The organism is Pantoea sp. nfd-35 (genome assembly GCF_056892255.1).
The window spans coordinates 2,846,108-2,864,347 of record NZ_CP122403.1 but is presented as its reverse complement, the minus strand read 5'-3'; the positions used below and the strand labels follow the sequence as shown (position 1 = coordinate 2,864,347).

The window sequence follows — 18,240 nt, the reverse complement described above, 5'->3', positions numbered from 1 at the left end:
CCTGAATAGTAACATTTTTAGCAGGCTTTTGTTACAAGGAGGTGATGAAATGAAGAAACAGAAGCGGATAATTTTACGCTCAATACAGCAGTTGGCCCCGCTGGGCAAAATTGAATCCCGTACCCAGTTCGGTGGCTACGCACTGGCTGTTGAACGCGTGGTTTTTGCGCTGGTAAAAGAAGACGAACTCTACTTACGTGCCAGTGAAGCATTACGGGAATATGGGGCAAAGCAGCCGCTGGAACCCTTGACATTCCATAAACGGGGTATTGCAGTAAGCCTCAACTATTTTAAGGTAGACGATCGCCTGTGGGCGCATCCGGAGCATCTGGTTCGCCTTTCTGCTGCGTCTCTGCAGACCGCCCAACGTGAGCACAATGAGCGGCTGGGTAAGGTGCGGTTAAAAGACTTACCGAACGTCAGCCTGCGACTGGAAATGATGCTGCATGAGATAGGTATTTGTACCGTCAAACATCTGCGTGAAACGGGGGCCAGGCAGTGCTGGTTAAGGCTGCGGCGCAATAATCAACACCTCGGCCTTAAAACCTTATTAGCGCTTGAAGGGGCGATTTCCGGCCATCATCATGCGGCGCTGCCACAAACCATTAAAACCGAGTTAGGAGAATGGTATCAGGCCGCACTCAGTACGCCGGAATGTAAAGAAAAAGGCCGTTAGCGCCTGTCCAGCGAGCGTCGCAGGCGCGCAATGTCGGGCATCAGGGCAACCAGCAAGCCCAACTGTTGCAAAACCAGCGGCGCACGCGGATCGGGCTCGGCGGTCAGTTGCGCGATGCGCTGCACCAGCTCCATACGCATTTTCTCTGCCCGGCTGTCGCTGACGACATCCGTCTGCAGCACATCTTCAACATAACATACTGTGTCGTCGAGCAGGGCCAGCAGGGCTGGTTGGGTCACTTTGTCGCGATGAGCGCCCAGAGCGGAGATATAGCTCAGGAAGGAGTGATTCAGGCAGAGTAACTGAAATGCCGACTCCCTGAGCTTAGTGCTGGTACGGGGTTCGCTGCTCATATTTGATACCACCGATGCCAGCTCAGCATCGGCGTTGTGGGCGTCACGTCGCGCAATACGATAAGCAAGACGATTGTCTTTGCCCTGATGGTACTGCTCCATGATCGCATCAAGATAACGGCAGTTGGCATTAAGCGTGCGAGTGGCAACGGCCGGAAGCTGACGAAAACGCCAGTCAGGCCAGATAAAGCTCACGGCGAGCCAGGCCAGCGCACAGCCCAGTAAGGTGTCCACTACCCGCGGCAGCGCGACCTCAAATCCCTCACCCAGCAGATTAAAACAGAGCAGAACCAGCAGGGTGATAAACAAGGTGGCATGCGCGTATTGCACCTGGCGGAAAGCAAAGAAGAGTACGCCCGTCACGACAATCAGAAACAGCTGGCCTTCTACTGAGGGCACCAGCCAGAGCAATGGCAACCCAATGGCAATGCCAGCCAGCGTGCCGCCGATGCGCAGTGCCAGCCTGCGCTGGGTCGCGCTGTAGTTGGGCTGGCAAACGAACAGGCTGGTTAACAGAATCCAGTAGCCTCGTTCCAGACCGGTAACCTGAATGAATCCGTACCCGGTGCACATTACCACTGACATTCTGACAGCATGACGGAACAGGGCCGAAGAGGGCGTCAGGTGGCGGCTGAAGCGCAGCTTGATGTCGCTCCAGCCGCTGATCTCTTCACGTGACAGCATGTTGTCGCTGTGCTGCGGATCGTCGGCCAGTGCCTGCTCAGATTCGAGAGAAGCCAGTTGCGCATCAATCGCCTGCAGATTACGTAATAACCAAAACAGGGCCCGGGTATGCGTGGCATCCGGATGGCTATCTTCAAGGCGTTGAATCGCATTATGTAAGCGCTCAAAAACACGCTCAAAACGACTGTCATGTTCCCAGCGTTCGCGCAGTAAAACTGACCGGGCCAGTTGCCGACAGGCCTGAGCCTGCATATTCAGCAGGCGCTGAAAGCGGAACAGAATTTCGTTATAGCGCCAGTTGCCGCGCAGTAAATGATACTGGAGATGAGAAGAGCTGGCGCGTTCGTGGATATCCTGAGCAACAAAATAGTAGTGCAGACTGCGTCGGGTACCACGTGAGCCCCTGTCGCCGCGTAAGCGGCTTTGCAGTGTGGTTTTGGTCAGATTAAGCTGGGCGACCAGCTGGCTGTTCACCATCGCCGCCTCAACAAACGTGGCATCATCCTGCGCATCGGCGTCCGGATCAAACAGGTTAGCTTTGGCGTCCAGGTATTGCGCTAACTGCGAGAAACTGGCTGCCAGCTGCTCCTGAACCGGGCGAACGGGAAACATGACGTGGCCCAACAGCGTCAACAGATTATACCAGAGCGCGCCGACCAGCAGCAGGATGGGCTGCAGATACCACTGGGAAAACAGTCCGATGCCCAACATGGTGTAAACGGCAATCAGCAAGGCGCCGAAAGCAATGGTCGCATAGCGCTGCCCGAGGGCGCCCAGCAAAATAAAACCCCAGGTGGAGATCGCCAAACCGATAATAAAGGCCAGCGGATGGGGAAAGAGCAGTTCCACTGAAACCGACGCAACGCAAAAGCACAACAGGGTAATCAGCAGATTTTTTAAACGTCCCGCCAGTCGATCATCCAGATCGGCCAGCGCGGCGGCGACCACCCCAAGCGTGAGGGGAATGGTCCATTCAATCTGCTGCAGCACCCAGGGCACTGCTGCACAGCCGGTTAAGGCGAACAGAATCCGCAGCAGGTAACGCCAGGTGCTGTTAAAAAGATACTTACGCCATCCGGACAGAATACTAATAGCGGCGGCGGGCATTGGCATCACGCGCGGCACGCGCCTCTTCCACAGAGACAACCCGACGGCCGACCGGCCACAGTGCAATAGCCGCAATCTTGAAATTCGCGATTCCCACCGGAATACCAATGATGCTGACACACTGCACAATACCGACAGAGATGTGGGACAGGCAGAGCCACCAGCCGAAGAAAATCAGCCAGAAAATATTCAGGAAGGTGCCGCCGGTGTTCATGATGTGACTTTTGCTGTCGGGACGCAGCACATCCACGTGCACCGCCTCATTGCCGAACGGAAGAAACGAGAGTTTGGTGATTTCCCAGCATGAACGCGTCAACGGCAGGGTAAAGATCAGCACAATGCTGATCAGTGTCGCGAACAGCCAACTGAGCGTGGTGAAGAAGCCACCCAATACAAAATTAAGAATATTTAAAACAGTGCGCATAACCGCTTTTCCTTTTGCACTCCGCAAGATATGTCGCAGTTTAGCGTGTTTTAAGGCTGGAGCGTCAAGAGTCTGACAGGTAAACTCCGATTACTCTTTATCTCGGTCGTTGGTGTCGGCGTGGAACTTAAAGCAACATCCATGGGCAAACGGCTTGCCCAGCATCCTTACAATCGTGTTCGCCTGTTGACCGCTGGTGTTGAAGTCAGTGGTGATAAACACGAATATCTAATTCCCTTTAACCAGTTGTCGGACATTACCTGTAAGCGTGGCATGGTCTGGGGAGAGCTCGAGTTTCTGCTGGCGGACAATAAGGTTGTGCGTTTGCATGGCACTGAATGGCAGGAGACACAACGTTTCTATCATTATCTGATGCAGGCATGGCAGGACTGGAGCCATGAGATGAGTGACGTGTGTGCCTCGGTTCTGCAGGGCCTTCGTGCTGAAATTGACGGGTTCAGTGAGCAGGACCGCTGGTTAAAACGCAGTGAGCTGCAGGCGATTAACGATCAAATTCTCAAGCAGTTTGATGCCTTGCCACTCCCGCTGTCACGCATCAACGATTTTGAGTCCTGTCGGGAAAATTGGGCATTTTGCCAACACTGGCTGCAACAGGGCGATGCCGCAATCCGTCAGCGTAACCGCGACTGGACGGCTGCGATGCTCACGCGTTATCAGGATTTCTTCGCCACGGTTGAGTCCACGCCGCTTAACGGATCTCAGGCTGAAGCCGTGGTAAACGGTGAGGATGCGGTGCTGGTACTGGCGGGCGCGGGCAGTGGCAAAACCTCTGTGCTGGTTGCCCGGGCGGGCTGGTTATTACAACGCCGACTCGCCAGCGCCGATCAGATTCTGCTGTTAGCCTTTGGCCGTCATGCTGCTGAAGAGATGAACGACCGTATCCAGAGCAGGCTACAGGCAACGGATATGCAGGCACGTACTTTTCATTCTCTGGCCCTGCACATTATCCGCGAAGGCAGTAATAAACAGCCTGTCATCAGTAAACTGGAAAGCGACGCCGCCGCGCGCCGGGCATTATTGATCGACAACTGGCGTCAGCAATGCCATGAAAAGAAAGCCCAGGCGAATGGCTGGCGGCAATGGCTGCGTGATGAACTGGCGTGGGAGGTCGGCGAGGGGCCTTTCTGGCAGGACGATCGCCTGGCTGAGCGTCTGGCACCGCGGCTTGAACGCTGGTTAAGCCTGATGCGCATGCACGGTGGTGCACAGGCCGCCATGATCGACGGCGTTCCTGAGGCGCTACGTGAGCTGTTCAGTAAACGCATCAAGCTGATGGCACCGCTGCTGAAGGCCTGGAAAAGCGCACTCAAGGAAGAGGGCGCCGTCGATTTTTCAGGGCTGATTCATCAGGCCGTAGCGATCCTGGAAAAGGGGCGTTTTATCAGCCCATGGAAGCATATTCTGGTCGATGAATTTCAGGATATTTCGCCCCAGCGTGCAGCCTTGCTCAGCGCCCTGCGCCAGCAAAACAAGCGCACTACGCTGTTTGCTGTTGGCGATGACTGGCAGGCGATCTACCGCTTCAGCGGGGCTGAAATGAGCCTCACAACGGCATTTCATCACTATTTTGGTGAGGGCGATCGCTGCGTGCTGGACACGACCTATCGCTTTAACGATCGGATTGGTGAAGTCGCAAATCGCTTCATCCAGCAGAATCCGCATCAGCTGCGCAAACCCTTAAACAGCCTGGTTAAGGGCAATAAAAAATCCATTGCCCTGTTACCGCAGGATCAGTTGGAGCCGTTGCTGAATAAGCTGAGTGGCTACGCAAAACCCCACGAGCGGGTGCTGATACTGGCACGTTACCACTATTTGCGTCCTGACGTGCTGGATAAAGCCAAAACCCGCTGGCCAAAATTAAACATCGATTTTCTGACCATTCATGCCAGTAAGGGCCAGCAGGCAGATTACGTCATTCTGCTGGGGCTTCAGCAAGGTAAAGAAGGCTTTCCGGCGGCGCAGCGCGAGTCCATCATTGAGGAAGGCTTGCTGCCTCAGCCCGAAGCGTTTCCGGATGCGGAAGAGCGGCGACTGGCCTATGTTGCGTTAACTCGCGCGCGCCAGCAGGTCTGGTTGCTGTTTGATAAGCAGCAACCTTCGGTCTTTGTCGAGACCTTCCGCGAGCTGGACGTGCCGGTGCTGCGTAAAGCCTGAGTTATTTCAGGCGATCGGCAAGATAACGTGCATAATCCGGAATACGGACATCGACAGGCTGATCAAACAGCGGCGACTGAATGATAAAATCGGCGGTCGCCCGGTTGGTGGCGACCGGGATATTCCAGACCGTCGCCAGACGAAGCAGCGCTTTGACGTCAGGATCATGAGGAACCGCATTTAGCGGATCCCAAAAAAAGATTAGCGCATCAATTTTGCCTTCGGCGATAAAGGCACCAACCTGTTGGTCTCCGCCCATTGGGCCACTCAGCATTGCATTTACGTTCAGGCCGGTGTGACGATTGATGAGATTGCCTGTCGTGCCTGTCGCATAAAGAATATGAGATTCCAGAGCGGGTTGATTACGCGTCACCCAATCCAGCAGAGAGTCTTTGCAGTGGTCATGAGCGACCAGCGCGATATGTTTTTGTTTTCCAAGCGTACGTAAGGTGTATTCCATAACAGCATCCTGATGCAAAGGAGCAAAAACGCCCGTTGCAGCAGTTTACCCTGCGCCATTTCACACTATCAACTTGCCCGCAGCATTTTGACCAGATTGATGAACTGTTGACGAGTGGCCTCATCGAAACGCTGAAACCAGTGCTGAATTGACGGCGTAGTAGTTTCAACCGACCAGGCAAGATCGGCAGTAAGTTGTGCTGATGGGGAAGGGGTGGTGAGATTGGCGAACTGAGGCACCGAAGCCGCTAAGCCCATACGATTGTAACTGACCATCGCTTTTTCAACATCCGCACCAGCCGTAACCGGCAGGCGATCGCGCACGCTAAAGACCTCTTTACCCTTTTCATCAACCAGCCTGAACGCCAGTGAACGGTCAAAGTTATGTCTTTCTCGTGAATTGCTGAGCGGAGGCAGGCGGATAGCGATGCTCCTGGCTTCGGCGGTGAATGTCACGATCATCGGCACAGACTGATAGTACTGAGAAGGAGTTTTGCTGTCACCAGGCGGTTGTTCCACCCGAAACAGGAACTGATGTTGACCCCGATCCAGCTCTAAACTGTCAGCCCCTTTCAGCAGTGAGCCGGAGATCTTGCGACCGTCCAAAACCAGCAACGTGATTTGAGGATCAAGCTTCAGGGTAATAGCAGAGCAGGATGCCGAAACGAGGAGAGCAATGAACCCCGTTACAGCCATTGACAGCTTCATTTCGACTCCGGTTAAAATGAATGGATGTAGCAAATTCTTACATTATGGCATTAAGTTTACAATTATACATATTTATTCCAGCGAAGCGGCACAATATGTATTTGCAACGCCCCGCGAGTGTGTAAAGGCTCAACTACAATGAAGAGCAGACAGAAAGGAGAAGCCCATGAATGATCAGACTATTCGCGACGTATTGACCCGCACAAAACGTATTGCGTTGGTAGGCGCCAGCGATCGCCCCGAACGCCCCAGCTATGGGGTAATGAAGTATTTGCTCGATCAGGGTTATGAAGTGATTCCGGTCAGTCCTAAGCTTGCAGGTCAGACTCTGCTGGGACAAACCGCGTATGGTTCGCTGGCAGAAGTCCCCGGAAAAATTGACATGGTCGATGTGTTCCGCAATTCGGAAGCGGCATGGGGCGTCGCGCAGGAAGCCATTGCGGTCTGTGCGGATACGCTCTGGTTACAGTTGGGCGTGATTAATGAGCAGGCTGCCGTGCTGGCGCAGGATGCGGGCATGACGGTCGTGATGGATCGCTGCCCGAAAATTGAAATCCCGCGACTGGGAATGGGGCAATAACAATAGCGGCGGCAAACAGATTGCCGCCCACTGTTAGTGACGCAAATGCGGTGCCTGGAGCTGCTGACGTACCGATGCGGCCAGTTCATCCATAGAGGGTTGCTCTGGATGTTCAGGGCTGGTTTCACCGGCAAGTTGAATTTCGGCGACGTAGGTATGGACCTGACTGCCTTCTTCATCTTCCATGACCACGTGATACCAGGGCGCGCTGCGCAACGTGTCAGTTGCCCCGATCTCGTCCAGCTGTGGCTCATCTAACGCATATTCAGGATCGACATCGACAATCACACCCAGCACGCCGGATAACCGATGACGAACCTGCTGACCAATACCAAATTTACTGGCAATCATGATGACCTCCGAAAAAACTGTCCTGCATAAGAGATGGGGGCAAAGACAGTTTTTTCAAGTTACATGACGCGACAGGCAAAACCTTTCAGGTAAAGACCTTCGGGGTAGGTGGCGATCACAGGATGATCGGCAGCCTGGCGGAATTGCTCAACGAACTGGACGTCACGGCCTGCATCCAGCGCGGCATCCGCAATAATTTTCTGGAACAGGTCTGTTGCCATCAAGCCTGAACAGGAGAAGGTCAGTAACATCCCGCCTGGATTCAGCAACTGAATGGCCAGCATGTTAATGTCTTTATAGCCACGGCAGGCGCCCATCAGCTGGCTTTTGTTCTCAACAAATTTGGGCGGATCCATTATGATCAGATCGAATTTCTCACCCTCATCGCGGTAGCGGCGGAGTAGCTTAAAGACGTCATCGCGCTGGAACCGGGCACGGGACAGATCTAAACCGTTCAGTTCGACGTTTTGACGTGCCACATCCAGGGCATCCTGCGACGTATCAACGCTAATCACTTCTTTACAGCCGCCGATCAATGCCGAAACGGCAAAGCCTCCGGTATAAGAGAAGCAGTTCAGCACGCGCGCGTCTTTGGCATAGCGGCGTGTGGCATAGCGGCTGTCTCGCTGATCAAGGTAGTAGCCCGTTTTATGTCCGCCCTGGATATCTACCAGCAGCTTCATATCGTGCTCTGTGATCGGCAATAGCGCGGGAGGCTGTTCACCGGTTACGGTTCCCTGGGTCAGTTCCAGACCTTCTTTTTTACGTACTGCGACATCTGAGCGATCGTAGATAGCGCAATCCGGAAAACACTGCTGCAAGGCGGAGATAATGGCGGGCCGCTGATACTCCGCGCCGGCAGACAGCAGTTGCAGCACCAGAAACTGACCAAAGCGATCGATAGTCACGCCTGGCAGGCCGTCGGACTCCCCGGCAATCAGACGATAGCTGTCCAGGTCGTCGCGTGCAGCCAGCCAGTCGCGCCAGATTTGTGCCTGCTGAAAACGGCGGACAAAAAAAGCGATATCGACAGATTCGTCCTGCTGCCAGCTCCAGACGCGAGCGCGAATTTGTGACTGAGGTGAATAAGCGGCACGCGCCAGCCATTTACCGTTGCTGTCACAAACATCAATGGTTTCCCCTTGTTGGGCTTTCCCTTCAAGGCGGGCGACGGCCCCAGAGAAAACCCAGGGATGACGACGGAGCAGGGACTTTTCACGTCCCTTGGCGAGAATCAATCGAACTGTCATAGTTTGCTATGCTTACCTGAAAAAATGAGGCGCTATTGTCCAGTGGATAACGGCAAATTGCAACGAACAGCGGGAGAGGACCATGGCGAGCATGTGTTACAAAGCCTGGGTGCAGGGCACCGTGCAGGGCGTGGGTTTTCGCTACAGCACACAGGCGAAAGCCAACGCGCTCGGTGTGCAGGGTTATGCGCGTAATCTTGATGATGGCCGGGTTGAGGTGCTCGCCTGCGGTGAGGCAGAGCAGGTCGAGGCGTTAATCGCATGGTTAAAAGCCGGTGGGCCGCGCACGGCCCATGTGGAAAAGGTGCTGCTGGAGCCGCATCAGCCCGGCGACTTCCCCCACAGCTTTACCACCGGTTAATTAAAGACATTTGGCAGGCTTGGGCAGGCCAGCAATTTTTGTCGCCTGTTTGGCGGGCCCTTCAGGAAACAGCCGAAACAGGTAGCGGCTGTTACCTTTCTCTTCGCCATACTTTTTCGCCATCGCCTTCACCAGCATACGTACGGCGGGAGAAGTATTAAATTCCAGGTAAAAGTCACGGACAAAGCGCACGACTTCCCAGTGGGCTTCCGTCATTACGATGGCCTCGTTGTCAGCAATCTGCTGTGCCAGCTCCTCGCTCCAGTCCTGGTGGTTTTTCAAATAGCCTTCGGCATCCACAGCTATTTCGTCACCCTTATAGTTCATAACGCGTCCTCATTATCATTCGGGCTGCAGTTTAGCAAAATGGCACCGCAGAAAAAGCAAAAACCCCGCCTGAGCGGGGTTCGTATCGCGCCAGCGGCGTCGATTAATTGCTGCGGGAAAAACCTAAGATGCTTAACAGGCTAACAAAGATGTTATACAGGGAAACATACAGGCTAACCGTGGCGCGAATATAGTTAGTTTCGCCGCCATGAATAATGTTGCTGGTTTCCCACAGAATGGCGCCAGCAGAGAACAGGATAAACAGGGCGCTAATCGCCAGGTGAAGAGCAGGCAACTGCAGGAACAGGTTAGCCACAACGGCCACCAGTAACACCACGAAGCCCGCCATCATCATGCCGCCCAGGAATGACATGTCACGACCTGTTGTCAGCACATAGGCGGAGCAGCAGAAGAACACCAGCGCTGTACCGCCTAACGCCAGCGCGATCACATCGCCCATTCCTGCCGTCAGAAAAGAGCTTAAGATTGGCCCCAGGCAGTAACCCAAAAAGCCCGTAAAGGCGAAGGCGGCTAAAATCCCCATTGGGCTGTCAGCCAGGCGATAGGTCAGAAACATCAGACCGTAGAAGCCCACCAGCATCAAAATTAAACCGGGTGCCGGTAATGCCAGAAGTGTACTTGCCGTGGCGGTCACCGCTGAGAAGGCGAGCGTCAGGCCCAGCAGAAAATAGGTGTTACGCAGCACTTTGTGCGTGCTGAGTAATGACTGTCGCGATGATGAAGAAACTATTCTGTCCATGTTGCGCTCCTGTAAGGCAGAACACCAAATATGCTCTGAGAATACGCAGCCCTATAAAGAGGGAAAAGCCGTTTTACCCTTCTTTACGCGTTAAGGTGTTAATTCTTTGAGCAGAATGGCGATTTAGCCAACGAATAACGCGAATTTGGCTGTTTTTCACGCGAACGGATTATCGCAGGCTTTACATCTCCAGAGGGGATGTTTATAGTGCGCGTCATTGCGGAGGGGTGGCCGAGCGGCTTAAGGCAGCGGTCTTGAAAACCGCCGATGGGAAACCATCCGAGAGTTCGAATCTCTCCTCCTCCGCCACTTCATTGCCACCAGGCATGAAGAGGCAAGACAGCATAATATCATCTTGCCTTTGCAGTAGTGTTACAACCCGGAGGGATGGCCGAGCGGCTTAAGGCAGCGGTCTTGAAAACCGCCGATGGGAAACCATCCGAGAGTTCGAATCTCTCTTCCTCCGCCACATTTTACAGGCCAGCACAGTGTGCTGGCCTGTTTCGTTTTGTTTTCTCTTCTCACGCCCGTTTAAAATTCTTCCTGCTTTTCAGCGGACTGCGCGGTTTTGAACGGCATCTGGCATCTCTGCTATAGTCCATTAATTGTTTTTGCTGTTGCCTGGCGCTTTTCAGGGGCAAGCTGAGTTACACTATTCGCCACGTCGCTCTGATGCGAGCTAATCGGTTGATAGCCAGAGTGTTTTTTTACTGAATGAATGGAATAGGCACAATGATCAAGAAACTGAGTCTTTGCGCATTGTCGGTACTTGCTGCATTACCGATTGGAACGCTGGCACAGGCCGCTGACAACGATATGCAGTTACAGCAGGTGTTAATGTTCAGCCGCCATAACCTGCGTGCACCGCTTGCGGATAACGGCAGCGTGCTGGCGCAATCCACCAAAAAAACCTGGCCGGAGTGGGATGTGCCGGGTGGACAGCTGACCACTAAAGGCGGCGTGCTGGAAGTGTACATGGGTAACTATACCCGTCAGTGGCTTGCTCAGCAGGGGCTGGTAAAAAATGGCGTTTGTCCGGACAGCAACAGCGTCTTTGTCTACGCCAACAGCCTGCAGCGTACCGTGGCAACGGCTCAGTTCTTCGTAAATGGTGCCTTCCCGGGCTGTGACATTGCTGTGACTCACCAGGATGAAATGGGCAGCATGGATCCGGTATTTAATCCGGTTATTACAGACGGGAACGAAGAATTCATCAAGAAAGCGCTGGCCGGAATGACCGCTGCCAACGAAAAGCTGTCACTGAAACCCGCTTTTCAGCGGCTCGAGAAGATTGTTGACTACAAATCCTCTCCTGCCTGTAATAACAAAAAGCAGTGCGATCTGAGCAATGGCCAGAACACCTTTATCGTTGAAAACGGTAAAGAACCCGGCGTGAACGGGCCACTAAAAGTGGGCAATTCGCTAATGGATGCCTTTACGCTGCAATATTATGAAGGCTTCCCGCTGGACCAGGTCGCCTGGGGACAAATCAAAACCCCTGAACAGTGGCAGGCACTATCCGCCATTAAAAATGGCTATCAGGACACGCTGTTTACCACGCCTGAGGTTGCACGCGATGTTGCCGCGCCACTGGTGGACTACATTCGCAGCCAGCTGATCGATCAGGAAAAGTCAGACTCACCTAAAGTTACGCTGATGGTCGGGCATGACTCCAACATTGCGTCACTGCTGAGTGCGTTACAGGTTAAGCCTTATGACTTACCTGAGACCTACGAAAAAACGCCAATCGGCGGTCAGGTGGTGTTTGAACGCTGGCACGATGCGAAAAACAACAAAGATCTGCTTAAAATCGAATACGTTTATCAGACCGCCGATCAACTGCGCGATGCAGAGGTTCTGAGCCTTAAGAAGCCGCCTAAGCGCGTTACGCTTCAACTGGCGGGTTGCCCGACAGACGCTAACGGATACTGCAGCTGGGATCAGTTTGCCCAGGTGCTGAACAGCGCACTACAGGGTACGGCGCTGCAACCTGCTGCGGAAGCCCAGCCGGCACAGCCTGCGACTGCGGCGAAACCTGAGGATGCGAAAGCGGCCACGGCGGGCGATGCGGCGCAAAAGGCGGATGCTGATAAGGCGGCCGCCGACAAAGCCGCCGCGCAGAAAGCGGCTGATGAGAAGGCCAAAGCGGATAAAGTGGCTGAAGAAAAGGCTAATGCTGACAAGGCGGCTGCGCAGAAAGCCGCAGACGAAAAGGCCAAAGCAGATAAGGCTGCCGCGCAAAAAGCGGCTGATGAGAAGGCTAAGGCCGACAGCAGCGCGGCCCCGGCTGGCAGCAGCAATGCGCCTGGCAGTAATGCGCAGACCAAAGCTGAAACCGGTGAGGCGAAGCAACCCGCTACCGCCAATTGATCCTGCACAGTACCTGAAAAGAAAAAACCCCGTCGAGACGGGGTTTTTTTATTGCCGGAATCAACCGGCCTGGCCTGCAACGACCACCAGCTTCTGGTTAGCAAACTCTTTAATGCCGAGATCGGACAGTTCACGTCCATAGCCCGAACGTTTGACGCCGCCAAACGGCAGCTCAGCCGAGGTATCGCTTTGCGAGTTAATAAAGACCATGCCGGTTTCGATCGCCGATGCCAGCTTGCGGCCACGCGCAATGTCCTGTGTCCACACCGAACCGCCTAGCCCATAATGCGAATCATTGGCCAGCGCCACCGCTTCTGCGTCGTTAGCCACCACGTACATTTGCGCGACGGGGCCAAAGAACTCCTCAAAGTAAGCAGGATTGTCGCGCGTGATGTGGGTCAGGACCGTGGGCTGATAGAAGCAGCCCACGCCTGCCACGGCTTTACCGCCGGTGATCAGACGGGCACCTTTCGCCACTGCCTCATCAACTTGTTTTACCAGACGATCGCGTGCGTCGGCGGAGGAAAGGGGACCGAGCGTGGTTTTTTCATCCAGCGGATCGCCCAACGTTGCGGCATTCATTGCCGCGCTGAACTTATCGATAAAGGTATCCGCAATTTTCTCATTCAGGATAAAGCGCTTAGCGGCCGTACAAACCTGACCGCAGTTGCTCAGACGCGCCTGCACGCCCTGGCGTACGGCTTCATCCAGGTCGGCGTCCTCAGTTACCACGAAGACATCGTTGCCGCCCAGTTCCAGCGTCGATTTTTTCAGATGCTTACCAGCCTGTTCTGCGACAGCACTTCCGGCACGTTCGGAGCCGGTCAGTGCCACGCCCTGAACGCGATCGTCGGCAATCAGTTCCGCCACCTGATCGGTAGAAATGAACAGGTTAGTCCAGGCCCCTTCGGGTGCGCCGGCTTCCCTGACCAACTTCTCGAATACGTCAGCACAATGCGGGACAATGTTGGCATGCTTGGCCAGTACAGGGTTTCCCAGCGCCAGGTTGGGTGCCAGCACGCGCATTAGCTGATAATACGGGAAGTTCCAGGGCTCAACCGCCACCAGCACACCGATAGGATGATATTCAACCCAGGCTTCGCCCAGTTCACTGTCATAAGGTTGTGGCTTAAGAATGCGCTCCGCATGCTCGGCATAGTACCGCGCAATCTGGGAACAGATCTGCACTTCACCGCGGCTTTGGCCTATTAGCTTGCCCATTTCTTTACTGGCAATGGCAGCCAGTTCTTCCGCACTGTCATCAATCAGATCAGCCAGTTTTTTCAGCACCTGGAGGCGTGGCTGGATGTCGCCTTTACTCCAGTCTGAATGATAGAGGCGGTCGGCCGTTTCCAGCGCATGACTTACCGCCGCGCTGTCGTGGGAAGGCCAGCTTTTCATTAACTGGTTGTTTGCAGGGTTGATGCTTTGATAGGAAGACATAGAGTGCTCCTTGGTCAGCGATAAAAAAAGCATGGCGGGATAGCCCGCCATGCTGCTAAACGTTCTTTCGTTCTACCGTTTTGTCGTCCCAGGTAAGGACATCCTGGTTGGTTTTTTCAAATGCACGGATTAATACGTCGTCACTGCCCTGTTGCCGCCAGATTTCTTCAGCAAGGCGTTCGTCATAATTGGCGACTTCGAAAATGGCCTCGGCAATTTCAGGTGAGGTGTGACGTAAGCTGGCCCATTCGCCAACATGGTGGGCTTTTGCCTGACTATTCGACATAACGATCTCCTTCCGGGCGTTTAATCCTTGAGTTTTGCTGCCAGTCCGGCAACGTGTTCACCCTGAAAACGGGCGATGATCAATTCTTCTTCCGTAGGCTGACGTGAGCCATCTCCTCCTGCCAGCGTGGTTGCGCCATAAGGCGTGCCGCCCCGCACCTGAGAAATGTCAAACATCTCTTTCGTGCCGTAGCCGATCGGAACGATAACCATGCCGTGATGGGCGAGGGTGGTCCAGACGGAGGTAATGGTTTGCTCCTGGCCGCCGCCTGTACCCGTTGAGGCAAAGACGCTGGCGATTTTGCCGTACAGCGCGCCGGATGCCCACAGGCCGCCTGTGCGGTCCCAAAACGTACGCATCTGACCGGACATATTACCGAAACGGGTAGGTGTGCCGACAATAATGGCGTCGTATTGCGGCAATATCTCAGGCGTGGCTTCAGGCGCGGACTGTTGCGTTTTACCGCCAGCGTCTGCAAAGCGGTCAGCGTCCATAGTCTCAGGAATGCGCATCACGTCTACCTGCGCACCCGGTACCTTGCGGGCGCCATCTGCCACGGCGTTAGCCATGGTTTCAACATGTCCATACATTGAATAGTACAGCACCAGAATCTTGGCCATTGGTCTCTCCGGGGGTTATTCAACACACCCAAAAGTATAGAAGAGCTTTGAACAACTGCTGGCACGCACTCGGCCTAACGGCTTAAAAAACGCTAAAAATGGGGTTTTATTGGGGTTAATATTCTAATTCCAGGGCGATTCTTAGCGTTTGCTATGTTTCTAAATGTAAATTTCTGCCTGAAAGCCCTGAAAGCCCTGAAAGCCCTGAAAGCCCTGAAAGCCTGAAGGTCATCTAATTCGGGGGGTTGCAACATGTCGTCGCGCATCCTTCTCGGAATATGACTCATCAAACTCGGAATATGACTCATCAAAGCCTGTCCGTTTATAAAGGCGGTTCAATGAAAGATGCTACGGCGTGCAACGGAAGCGGTAAGACATGATGCCGCGCCTGACCGGATTCATTCCGGGCGGAAAGGAAAAGTGGCCCATTACCAATGGCGGCAGCGCGTTTTATTCGTCTTCAGGGTCAGCGCGTCGGCGAGTGACATTGCATTACCCGGAATCGCCGATCACAATAGCGCCTGAATCAATCAGGCAGGTGAACTATGTCGACTACGACGCGCAGACTGACCGTGCGTATAACGCGTCAGGAATGGGTACTTATTTTCATTACGATGATCTGGGGCGGGACGTTTTTAGTGGTACATCGGGCGATGCAGCACTCAGGCCCGTTTTTCTTTGTTGGGGTGCGGTTTGCCACTGCGGCCATCCTGCTGGCGCTCTTTTTTCGCCGTTACCTTGCCGCAATCAGCTGGACTGAAATAAAGGCGGGAACGCTTATCGGCCTGACCATTGCCGCGGGTTACGGTCTGCAGACATGGGGAATGCAGACCATCTCCAGCAGCCAGTCGGCCTTTCTGACCGCCTTATATGTTCCGGTTGTGCCGCTTTTACAATGGCTGTTCCTACGGCGTCCACCTCCGTTAATGGCATGGCTGGGTATCTTACTGGCGTTTTGCGGCTTAATACTGGTTGCGGGGCCGCAGGACGGAAGGGTGGTGCTCAATCAGGGTGAGATTGCCACGCTAATCAGTACCCTGGCGATTGCGGGCGAAATTATTCTTATCAGCCGATTTGCCGGTCATGTTGATGTTCGTCGTGTGACCTTTATACAGCTTACCGTCGCTTCACTCTGTGCCTTCTGCTTTATGCTTCCCAACGGGGAAACGTTGCCTGCCCTGTCGACGCCGTTATTGCTCAGCGCATTAGGTCTGGGTGCCGCCAGTGCGCTTATCCAGGTGACGATGAACTGGGCACAACGCAGCGTGTCGCCCACGCGGGCAACGGTTATTTACGCCGGAGAGCCGGTATGGGCGGGCGTGGTCGGGCGCATCGCCGGCGAACGTTTGCCGGCAGCCGCGATACTCGGTGGCGCTTTTATCGTCTGCGGCGTGATTATCAGTGAACTGCGTCTGAAGCGCCGCAAAGCGATACCCTCAGCCTCTTCGCGGGACGAATGAAGGTCAAAAGGATGACGCGAAGGCGCGAGTCGGTTATTGCGCCTGTTCTGAGAGAGATGTTGTCGTTGTGCGTGTTACTGACATTACCGCAGCGTTTAAACCTTCACTGTTATCACGTGGCAAATTCATGAGCTTGCTGTGATACACAGTGTCAGGCGAGGGGAACCCTATGAAAAAGGAACAATCAGTGCCCACGCGCCGCTCAGTGGCCGTCGCTGCCAAACGGGCGGCTATTCTGGAGGCCGCGCTGAGCTTTTTTTCCCAGTTTGGCATCCACGGTACGCGGCTGGAAAAAGTCGCTGACCGCGCCGGTGTCTCTAAAACGAATTTGCTGTACTACTATCCTTCCAAAGAAGCGCTCTATATTGCCGTGTTGAAAGAGATCCTGGATGTCTGGCTGGCGCCCCTGCGTGCACTGAGCCACGATCAGGATCCTTTGAGAGCCATTCGGCACTATATCCGCCTAAAACTTGAAGTCTCGCGGGACCATCCGCAGGCATCAAGGCTGTTTTGCCTGGAAATGCTCCAGGGGGCGCCCCTGTTGAAAGGTGAACTGGCGGGGGATTTAAAACAACTTATGGATGATAAAACAGCGATTATACAGCGCTGGATAGCCGAAGGACGGCTGGCGGGTATTCAGCCCCAACACCTGATTTTTATGCTCTGGGCAACCACGCAGCACTACGCCGATTTTGCCAGTCAGGTTGAAGCCATTACGGGAAACAGGCTCACTAATCCGCTGTTTTTTGAAGAAACGGTAGAGAACGTTCAGCGCATTATTATTGAAGGTATTCGGGTGCGTTAAAAGAACAAGGCCATACTGAATACAGGAATAAACACTGGAGCGGGCTGATGGATTCTGTTTCACAATGCGTACTGGGCGCGTCAGTAACCCTGGCGGTGATGGGCCGCCGTGTTCCGGCCTGGCAGGCCGCCATTATCGGCGCGGCCTGCGGAACGTTGCCGGATCTTGATGTCTTTCTCGATCACGGTGATGCTATCCGCAATATGACGCTGCACCGAACCGAAAGCCATGCGCTGCTTTATCTGACGCTGCTTTCCCCCTTAGTGGCCTGGCTGGTTGCACGGCTTTGTCGTGCCGGGCCAGCATGGACGGCCTGGTGGCCCGCCATCTGGCTGGCGCTGATCACCCATCCTCTTCTCGATCTGATGACGGTATATGGCACGCAACTGGGATTACCGCTTACCGATCATCCTTACGCGATCGGCAGCATATATATTGTCGATCCGCTTTATACCTTACCGCTGCTCGTTGGCTTAGCGGTGGCGTTGTGGCGTCGCAGCGATCGGGGATTGCGCTGGAACCGCGCGGGACTGGCATTGAGCTCGGCCTATCTCGTCTGGAGCGTGCTGATTCAGCAGGTCGCGGACGGGCAGATCAAACAGTCACTTGAACAGCAGGGCATTGCAACAAACAAGGTGCTGGTCACGCCCACGGCGCTAAATACCCTTGTCTGGCGTAGCGTCATTATCACGCCCGATCGTTATGGGGAAGCTTACTGGTCTTTGCTGTCGCCGCGGCGTCCCGTTACGGTGACCTGGCGGCCCCGTCATCCTGAATTATTTGCATCATTCAAGGGGAACTGGTTTGCCGAGCGGATTGCCTGGTTCAGCCACGGCTTTTATGCCATGAGTGAGCGCGATGGACAGATCACCATCGCCGATTTGCGTATGGGCGACGATGACCGCTACACCTTCACCTTTGGTTTGGGAACGGCACAGCGTCCGGATGCCCGGCCGCAGCGCCTCCCGTCCGCCGGGCGCACGTTGAAGCGCACGTTCAGCCATATTGCTGAGCAGTTATAAAAAAAAAGCCCGACTTTTG

General features: G+C 54.3%; 19 protein-coding genes and 2 tRNA genes. 10 read left to right on the top strand and 11 right to left on the bottom strand.

Features of this window, described 5'->3' with window-relative positions; all coding sequences use genetic code 11:
* The first annotated feature begins 49 nt into the window (after window positions 1-49).
* Window positions 50-676 (top strand): TfoX/Sxy family DNA transformation protein, encoded by a 627-nt coding sequence (locus tag P9J57_RS13380; RefSeq protein ID WP_014593353.1) that lies wholly within the window; start codon window positions 50-52, stop codon window positions 674-676.
* Here P9J57_RS13380 and yccS read toward each other — a convergent pair.
* Together yccS and P9J57_RS13370 are read right to left on the bottom strand one after the other, a co-directional pair.
* Window positions 673-2,820: a YccS family putative transporter gene (gene yccS, locus P9J57_RS13375; RefSeq protein WP_105087672.1), complete on the bottom strand. Its 2,148-nt coding sequence runs from the start codon at window positions 2,818-2,820 to the stop codon at window positions 673-675. The genes P9J57_RS13380 and yccS overlap by 4 nt on opposite strands.
* Window positions 2,801-3,244 (bottom strand): YccF domain-containing protein, encoded by a 444-nt coding sequence (locus tag P9J57_RS13370; protein WP_014606171.1) that lies wholly within the window; start codon window positions 3,242-3,244, stop codon window positions 2,801-2,803. Before P9J57_RS13370 ends, yccS begins: the two co-directional genes overlap by 20 nt.
* 120 nt (window positions 3,245-3,364) lie before the next feature.
* Here P9J57_RS13370 and helD point away from each other — a divergent pair, with 120 nt between their 5' ends.
* Window positions 3,365-5,419 carry a DNA helicase IV gene (helD, locus tag P9J57_RS13365; RefSeq protein ID WP_072136611.1) on the top strand — a complete coding sequence of 685 codons (2,055 nt, stop codon included), beginning with the start codon at window positions 3,365-3,367 and terminating at the stop codon, window positions 5,417-5,419.
* Between the two features lies 1 nt (window position 5,420).
* Here the strand turns inward: helD and mgsA are convergent, their stop codons facing one another.
* Both mgsA and P9J57_RS13355 read right to left on the bottom strand, forming a co-directional pair.
* Window positions 5,421-5,879, bottom strand: a complete 459-nt coding sequence (mgsA, locus tag P9J57_RS13360; protein ID WP_014606169.1) for a methylglyoxal synthase — start codon at window positions 5,877-5,879, stop codon at window positions 5,421-5,423.
* Window positions 5,880-5,947: 68 nt separating this feature from the next.
* The gene (locus tag P9J57_RS13355; protein WP_014593357.1) at window positions 5,948-6,586 is read right to left on the bottom strand and encodes a YccT family protein; all 639 of its coding nucleotides are present in this window, start codon (window positions 6,584-6,586) and stop codon (window positions 5,948-5,950) included.
* 166 nt (window positions 6,587-6,752) lie between these two features.
* Here P9J57_RS13355 and P9J57_RS13350 point away from each other — a divergent pair, with 166 nt between their 5' ends.
* Window positions 6,753-7,166: a CoA-binding protein gene (locus tag P9J57_RS13350; protein ID WP_015700634.1), complete on the top strand. Its 414-nt coding sequence runs from the start codon at window positions 6,753-6,755 to the stop codon at window positions 7,164-7,166.
* 33 nt (window positions 7,167-7,199) lie between these two features.
* On the opposite strand, the gene hspQ is transcribed toward P9J57_RS13350, so the two are convergent.
* Window positions 7,200-7,517, bottom strand: coding sequence for a heat shock protein HspQ (gene hspQ, locus P9J57_RS13345; RefSeq protein ID WP_014606167.1), 318 nt, complete (start codon window positions 7,515-7,517; stop codon window positions 7,200-7,202).
* A 59-nt stretch (window positions 7,518-7,576) separates the two neighbouring features.
* Window positions 7,577-8,767, bottom strand: coding sequence for a 23S rRNA (cytosine(1962)-C(5))-methyltransferase RlmI (gene rlmI / locus P9J57_RS13340; protein ID WP_483279255.1), 1,191 nt, complete (start codon window positions 8,765-8,767; stop codon window positions 7,577-7,579).
* A gap of 82 nt (window positions 8,768-8,849) precedes the next feature.
* On the opposite strand from rlmI, the gene yccX reads away from it, so the two are divergent.
* Window positions 8,850-9,128, top strand: a complete 279-nt coding sequence (gene yccX, locus P9J57_RS13335) for an acylphosphatase (RefSeq protein WP_483279254.1) — start codon at window positions 8,850-8,852, stop codon at window positions 9,126-9,128.
* Here yccX and tusE read toward each other — a convergent pair whose 3' ends face one another.
* Window positions 9,129-9,455, bottom strand: a complete 327-nt coding sequence (gene tusE, locus P9J57_RS13330; protein ID WP_013025289.1) for a sulfurtransferase TusE — start codon at window positions 9,453-9,455, stop codon at window positions 9,129-9,131.
* 103 nt (window positions 9,456-9,558) lie between these two features.
* Window positions 9,559-10,215, bottom strand: a complete 657-nt coding sequence (gene yccA / locus P9J57_RS13325) for an FtsH protease modulator YccA (protein ID WP_014606165.1) — start codon at window positions 10,213-10,215, stop codon at window positions 9,559-9,561.
* A 221-nt stretch (window positions 10,216-10,436) separates the two neighbouring features.
* On the opposite strand from yccA, the gene P9J57_RS13320 reads away from it, so the two are divergent.
* From P9J57_RS13320 to agp, 3 genes are all read left to right on the top strand, one after another.
* Window positions 10,437-10,524: transfer RNA gene (locus tag P9J57_RS13320), tRNA-Ser, on the top strand.
* A 72-nt stretch (window positions 10,525-10,596) separates the two neighbouring features.
* Window positions 10,597-10,684 (top strand) — tRNA-Ser (locus P9J57_RS13315).
* 263 nt (window positions 10,685-10,947) lie between these two features.
* The gene (agp, locus tag P9J57_RS13310) at window positions 10,948-12,585 is read left to right on the top strand and encodes a bifunctional glucose-1-phosphatase/inositol phosphatase (RefSeq protein WP_014606164.1); all 1,638 of its coding nucleotides are present in this window, start codon (window positions 10,948-10,950) and stop codon (window positions 12,583-12,585) included.
* 60 nt (window positions 12,586-12,645) lie between these two features.
* Here agp and P9J57_RS13305 read toward each other — a convergent pair whose 3' ends face one another.
* The 3 genes from P9J57_RS13305 to wrbA are packed head-to-tail and all read right to left on the bottom strand — an operon-like array spanning window position 12,646 to window position 14,934.
* On the bottom strand, window positions 12,646-14,028 hold the full coding sequence (locus P9J57_RS13305) for an NAD-dependent succinate-semialdehyde dehydrogenase (RefSeq protein ID WP_029569852.1): 1,383 nt from the start codon (window positions 14,026-14,028) through the stop codon (window positions 12,646-12,648).
* Window positions 14,029-14,083: 55 nt separating this feature from the next.
* Window positions 14,084-14,314 (bottom strand): YccJ family protein, encoded by a 231-nt coding sequence (locus P9J57_RS13300; protein WP_013025293.1) that lies wholly within the window; start codon window positions 14,312-14,314, stop codon window positions 14,084-14,086.
* Between the two features lie 20 nt (window positions 14,315-14,334).
* Window positions 14,335-14,934 (bottom strand): NAD(P)H:quinone oxidoreductase, encoded by a 600-nt coding sequence (gene wrbA / locus P9J57_RS13295; protein ID WP_105083081.1) that lies wholly within the window; start codon window positions 14,932-14,934, stop codon window positions 14,335-14,337.
* A gap of 545 nt (window positions 14,935-15,479) precedes the next feature.
* Between wrbA and P9J57_RS13290 the strand changes: the two genes are divergently transcribed.
* The 3 genes from P9J57_RS13290 to P9J57_RS13280 all read left to right on the top strand — a co-directional run bounded on the left by P9J57_RS13290 (window position 15,480) and on the right by P9J57_RS13280 (window position 18,221).
* Window positions 15,480-16,394, top strand: coding sequence for a DMT family transporter (locus P9J57_RS13290; RefSeq protein WP_013025295.1), 915 nt, complete (start codon window positions 15,480-15,482; stop codon window positions 16,392-16,394).
* Window positions 16,395-16,563: 169 nt separating this feature from the next.
* On the top strand, window positions 16,564-17,199 hold the full coding sequence (gene rutR, locus P9J57_RS13285; protein ID WP_014593360.1) for an HTH-type transcriptional regulator RutR: 636 nt from the start codon (window positions 16,564-16,566) through the stop codon (window positions 17,197-17,199).
* Between the two features lie 47 nt (window positions 17,200-17,246).
* Complete coding sequence (locus P9J57_RS13280) at window positions 17,247-18,221, top strand: metal-dependent hydrolase (RefSeq protein ID WP_013025297.1); 975 nt, start codon at window positions 17,247-17,249, stop codon at window positions 18,219-18,221.
* Window positions 18,222-18,240 lie beyond the last annotated feature (19 nt).

Excerpts from the sequence above, each read along its gene's own strand:
- P9J57_RS13380 (WP_014593353.1), top strand. The coding sequence starts at position 50 with ATGAAGAAACAGAAGCGGATAATTTTACGCTCAATACAGCAGTTGGCC.
- yccS (WP_105087672.1), bottom strand. The coding sequence starts at position 2,820 with ATGCCCGCCGCCGCTATTAGTATTCTGTCCGGATGGCGTAAGTATCTT.
- P9J57_RS13370 (WP_014606171.1), bottom strand. The coding sequence starts at position 3,244 with ATGCGCACTGTTTTAAATATTCTTAATTTTGTATTGGGTGGCTTCTTC.
- mgsA (WP_014606169.1), bottom strand. The coding sequence starts at position 5,879 with ATGGAATACACCTTACGTACGCTTGGAAAACAAAAACATATCGCGCTG.
- P9J57_RS13355 (WP_014593357.1), bottom strand. The coding sequence starts at position 6,586 with ATGAAGCTGTCAATGGCTGTAACGGGGTTCATTGCTCTCCTCGTTTCG.
- P9J57_RS13350 (WP_015700634.1), top strand. The coding sequence starts at position 6,753 with ATGAATGATCAGACTATTCGCGACGTATTGACCCGCACAAAACGTATT.
- hspQ (WP_014606167.1), bottom strand. The coding sequence starts at position 7,517 with ATGATTGCCAGTAAATTTGGTATTGGTCAGCAGGTTCGTCATCGGTTA.
- rlmI (WP_483279255.1), bottom strand. The coding sequence starts at position 8,767 with ATGACAGTTCGATTGATTCTCGCCAAGGGACGTGAAAAGTCCCTGCTC.
- yccX (WP_483279254.1), top strand. The coding sequence starts at position 8,850 with ATGGCGAGCATGTGTTACAAAGCCTGGGTGCAGGGCACCGTGCAGGGC.
- tusE (WP_013025289.1), bottom strand. The coding sequence starts at position 9,455 with ATGAACTATAAGGGTGACGAAATAGCTGTGGATGCCGAAGGCTATTTG.
- yccA (WP_014606165.1), bottom strand. The coding sequence starts at position 10,215 with ATGGACAGAATAGTTTCTTCATCATCGCGACAGTCATTACTCAGCACG.
- agp (WP_014606164.1), top strand. The coding sequence starts at position 10,948 with ATGATCAAGAAACTGAGTCTTTGCGCATTGTCGGTACTTGCTGCATTA.
- P9J57_RS13305 (WP_029569852.1), bottom strand. The coding sequence starts at position 14,028 with ATGTCTTCCTATCAAAGCATCAACCCTGCAAACAACCAGTTAATGAAA.
- P9J57_RS13300 (WP_013025293.1), bottom strand. The coding sequence starts at position 14,314 with ATGTCGAATAGTCAGGCAAAAGCCCACCATGTTGGCGAATGGGCCAGC.
- wrbA (WP_105083081.1), bottom strand. The coding sequence starts at position 14,934 with ATGGCCAAGATTCTGGTGCTGTACTATTCAATGTATGGACATGTTGAA.
- P9J57_RS13290 (WP_013025295.1), top strand. The coding sequence starts at position 15,480 with ATGTCGACTACGACGCGCAGACTGACCGTGCGTATAACGCGTCAGGAA.
- rutR (WP_014593360.1), top strand. The coding sequence starts at position 16,564 with ATGAAAAAGGAACAATCAGTGCCCACGCGCCGCTCAGTGGCCGTCGCT.
- P9J57_RS13280 (WP_013025297.1), top strand. The coding sequence starts at position 17,247 with ATGGATTCTGTTTCACAATGCGTACTGGGCGCGTCAGTAACCCTGGCG.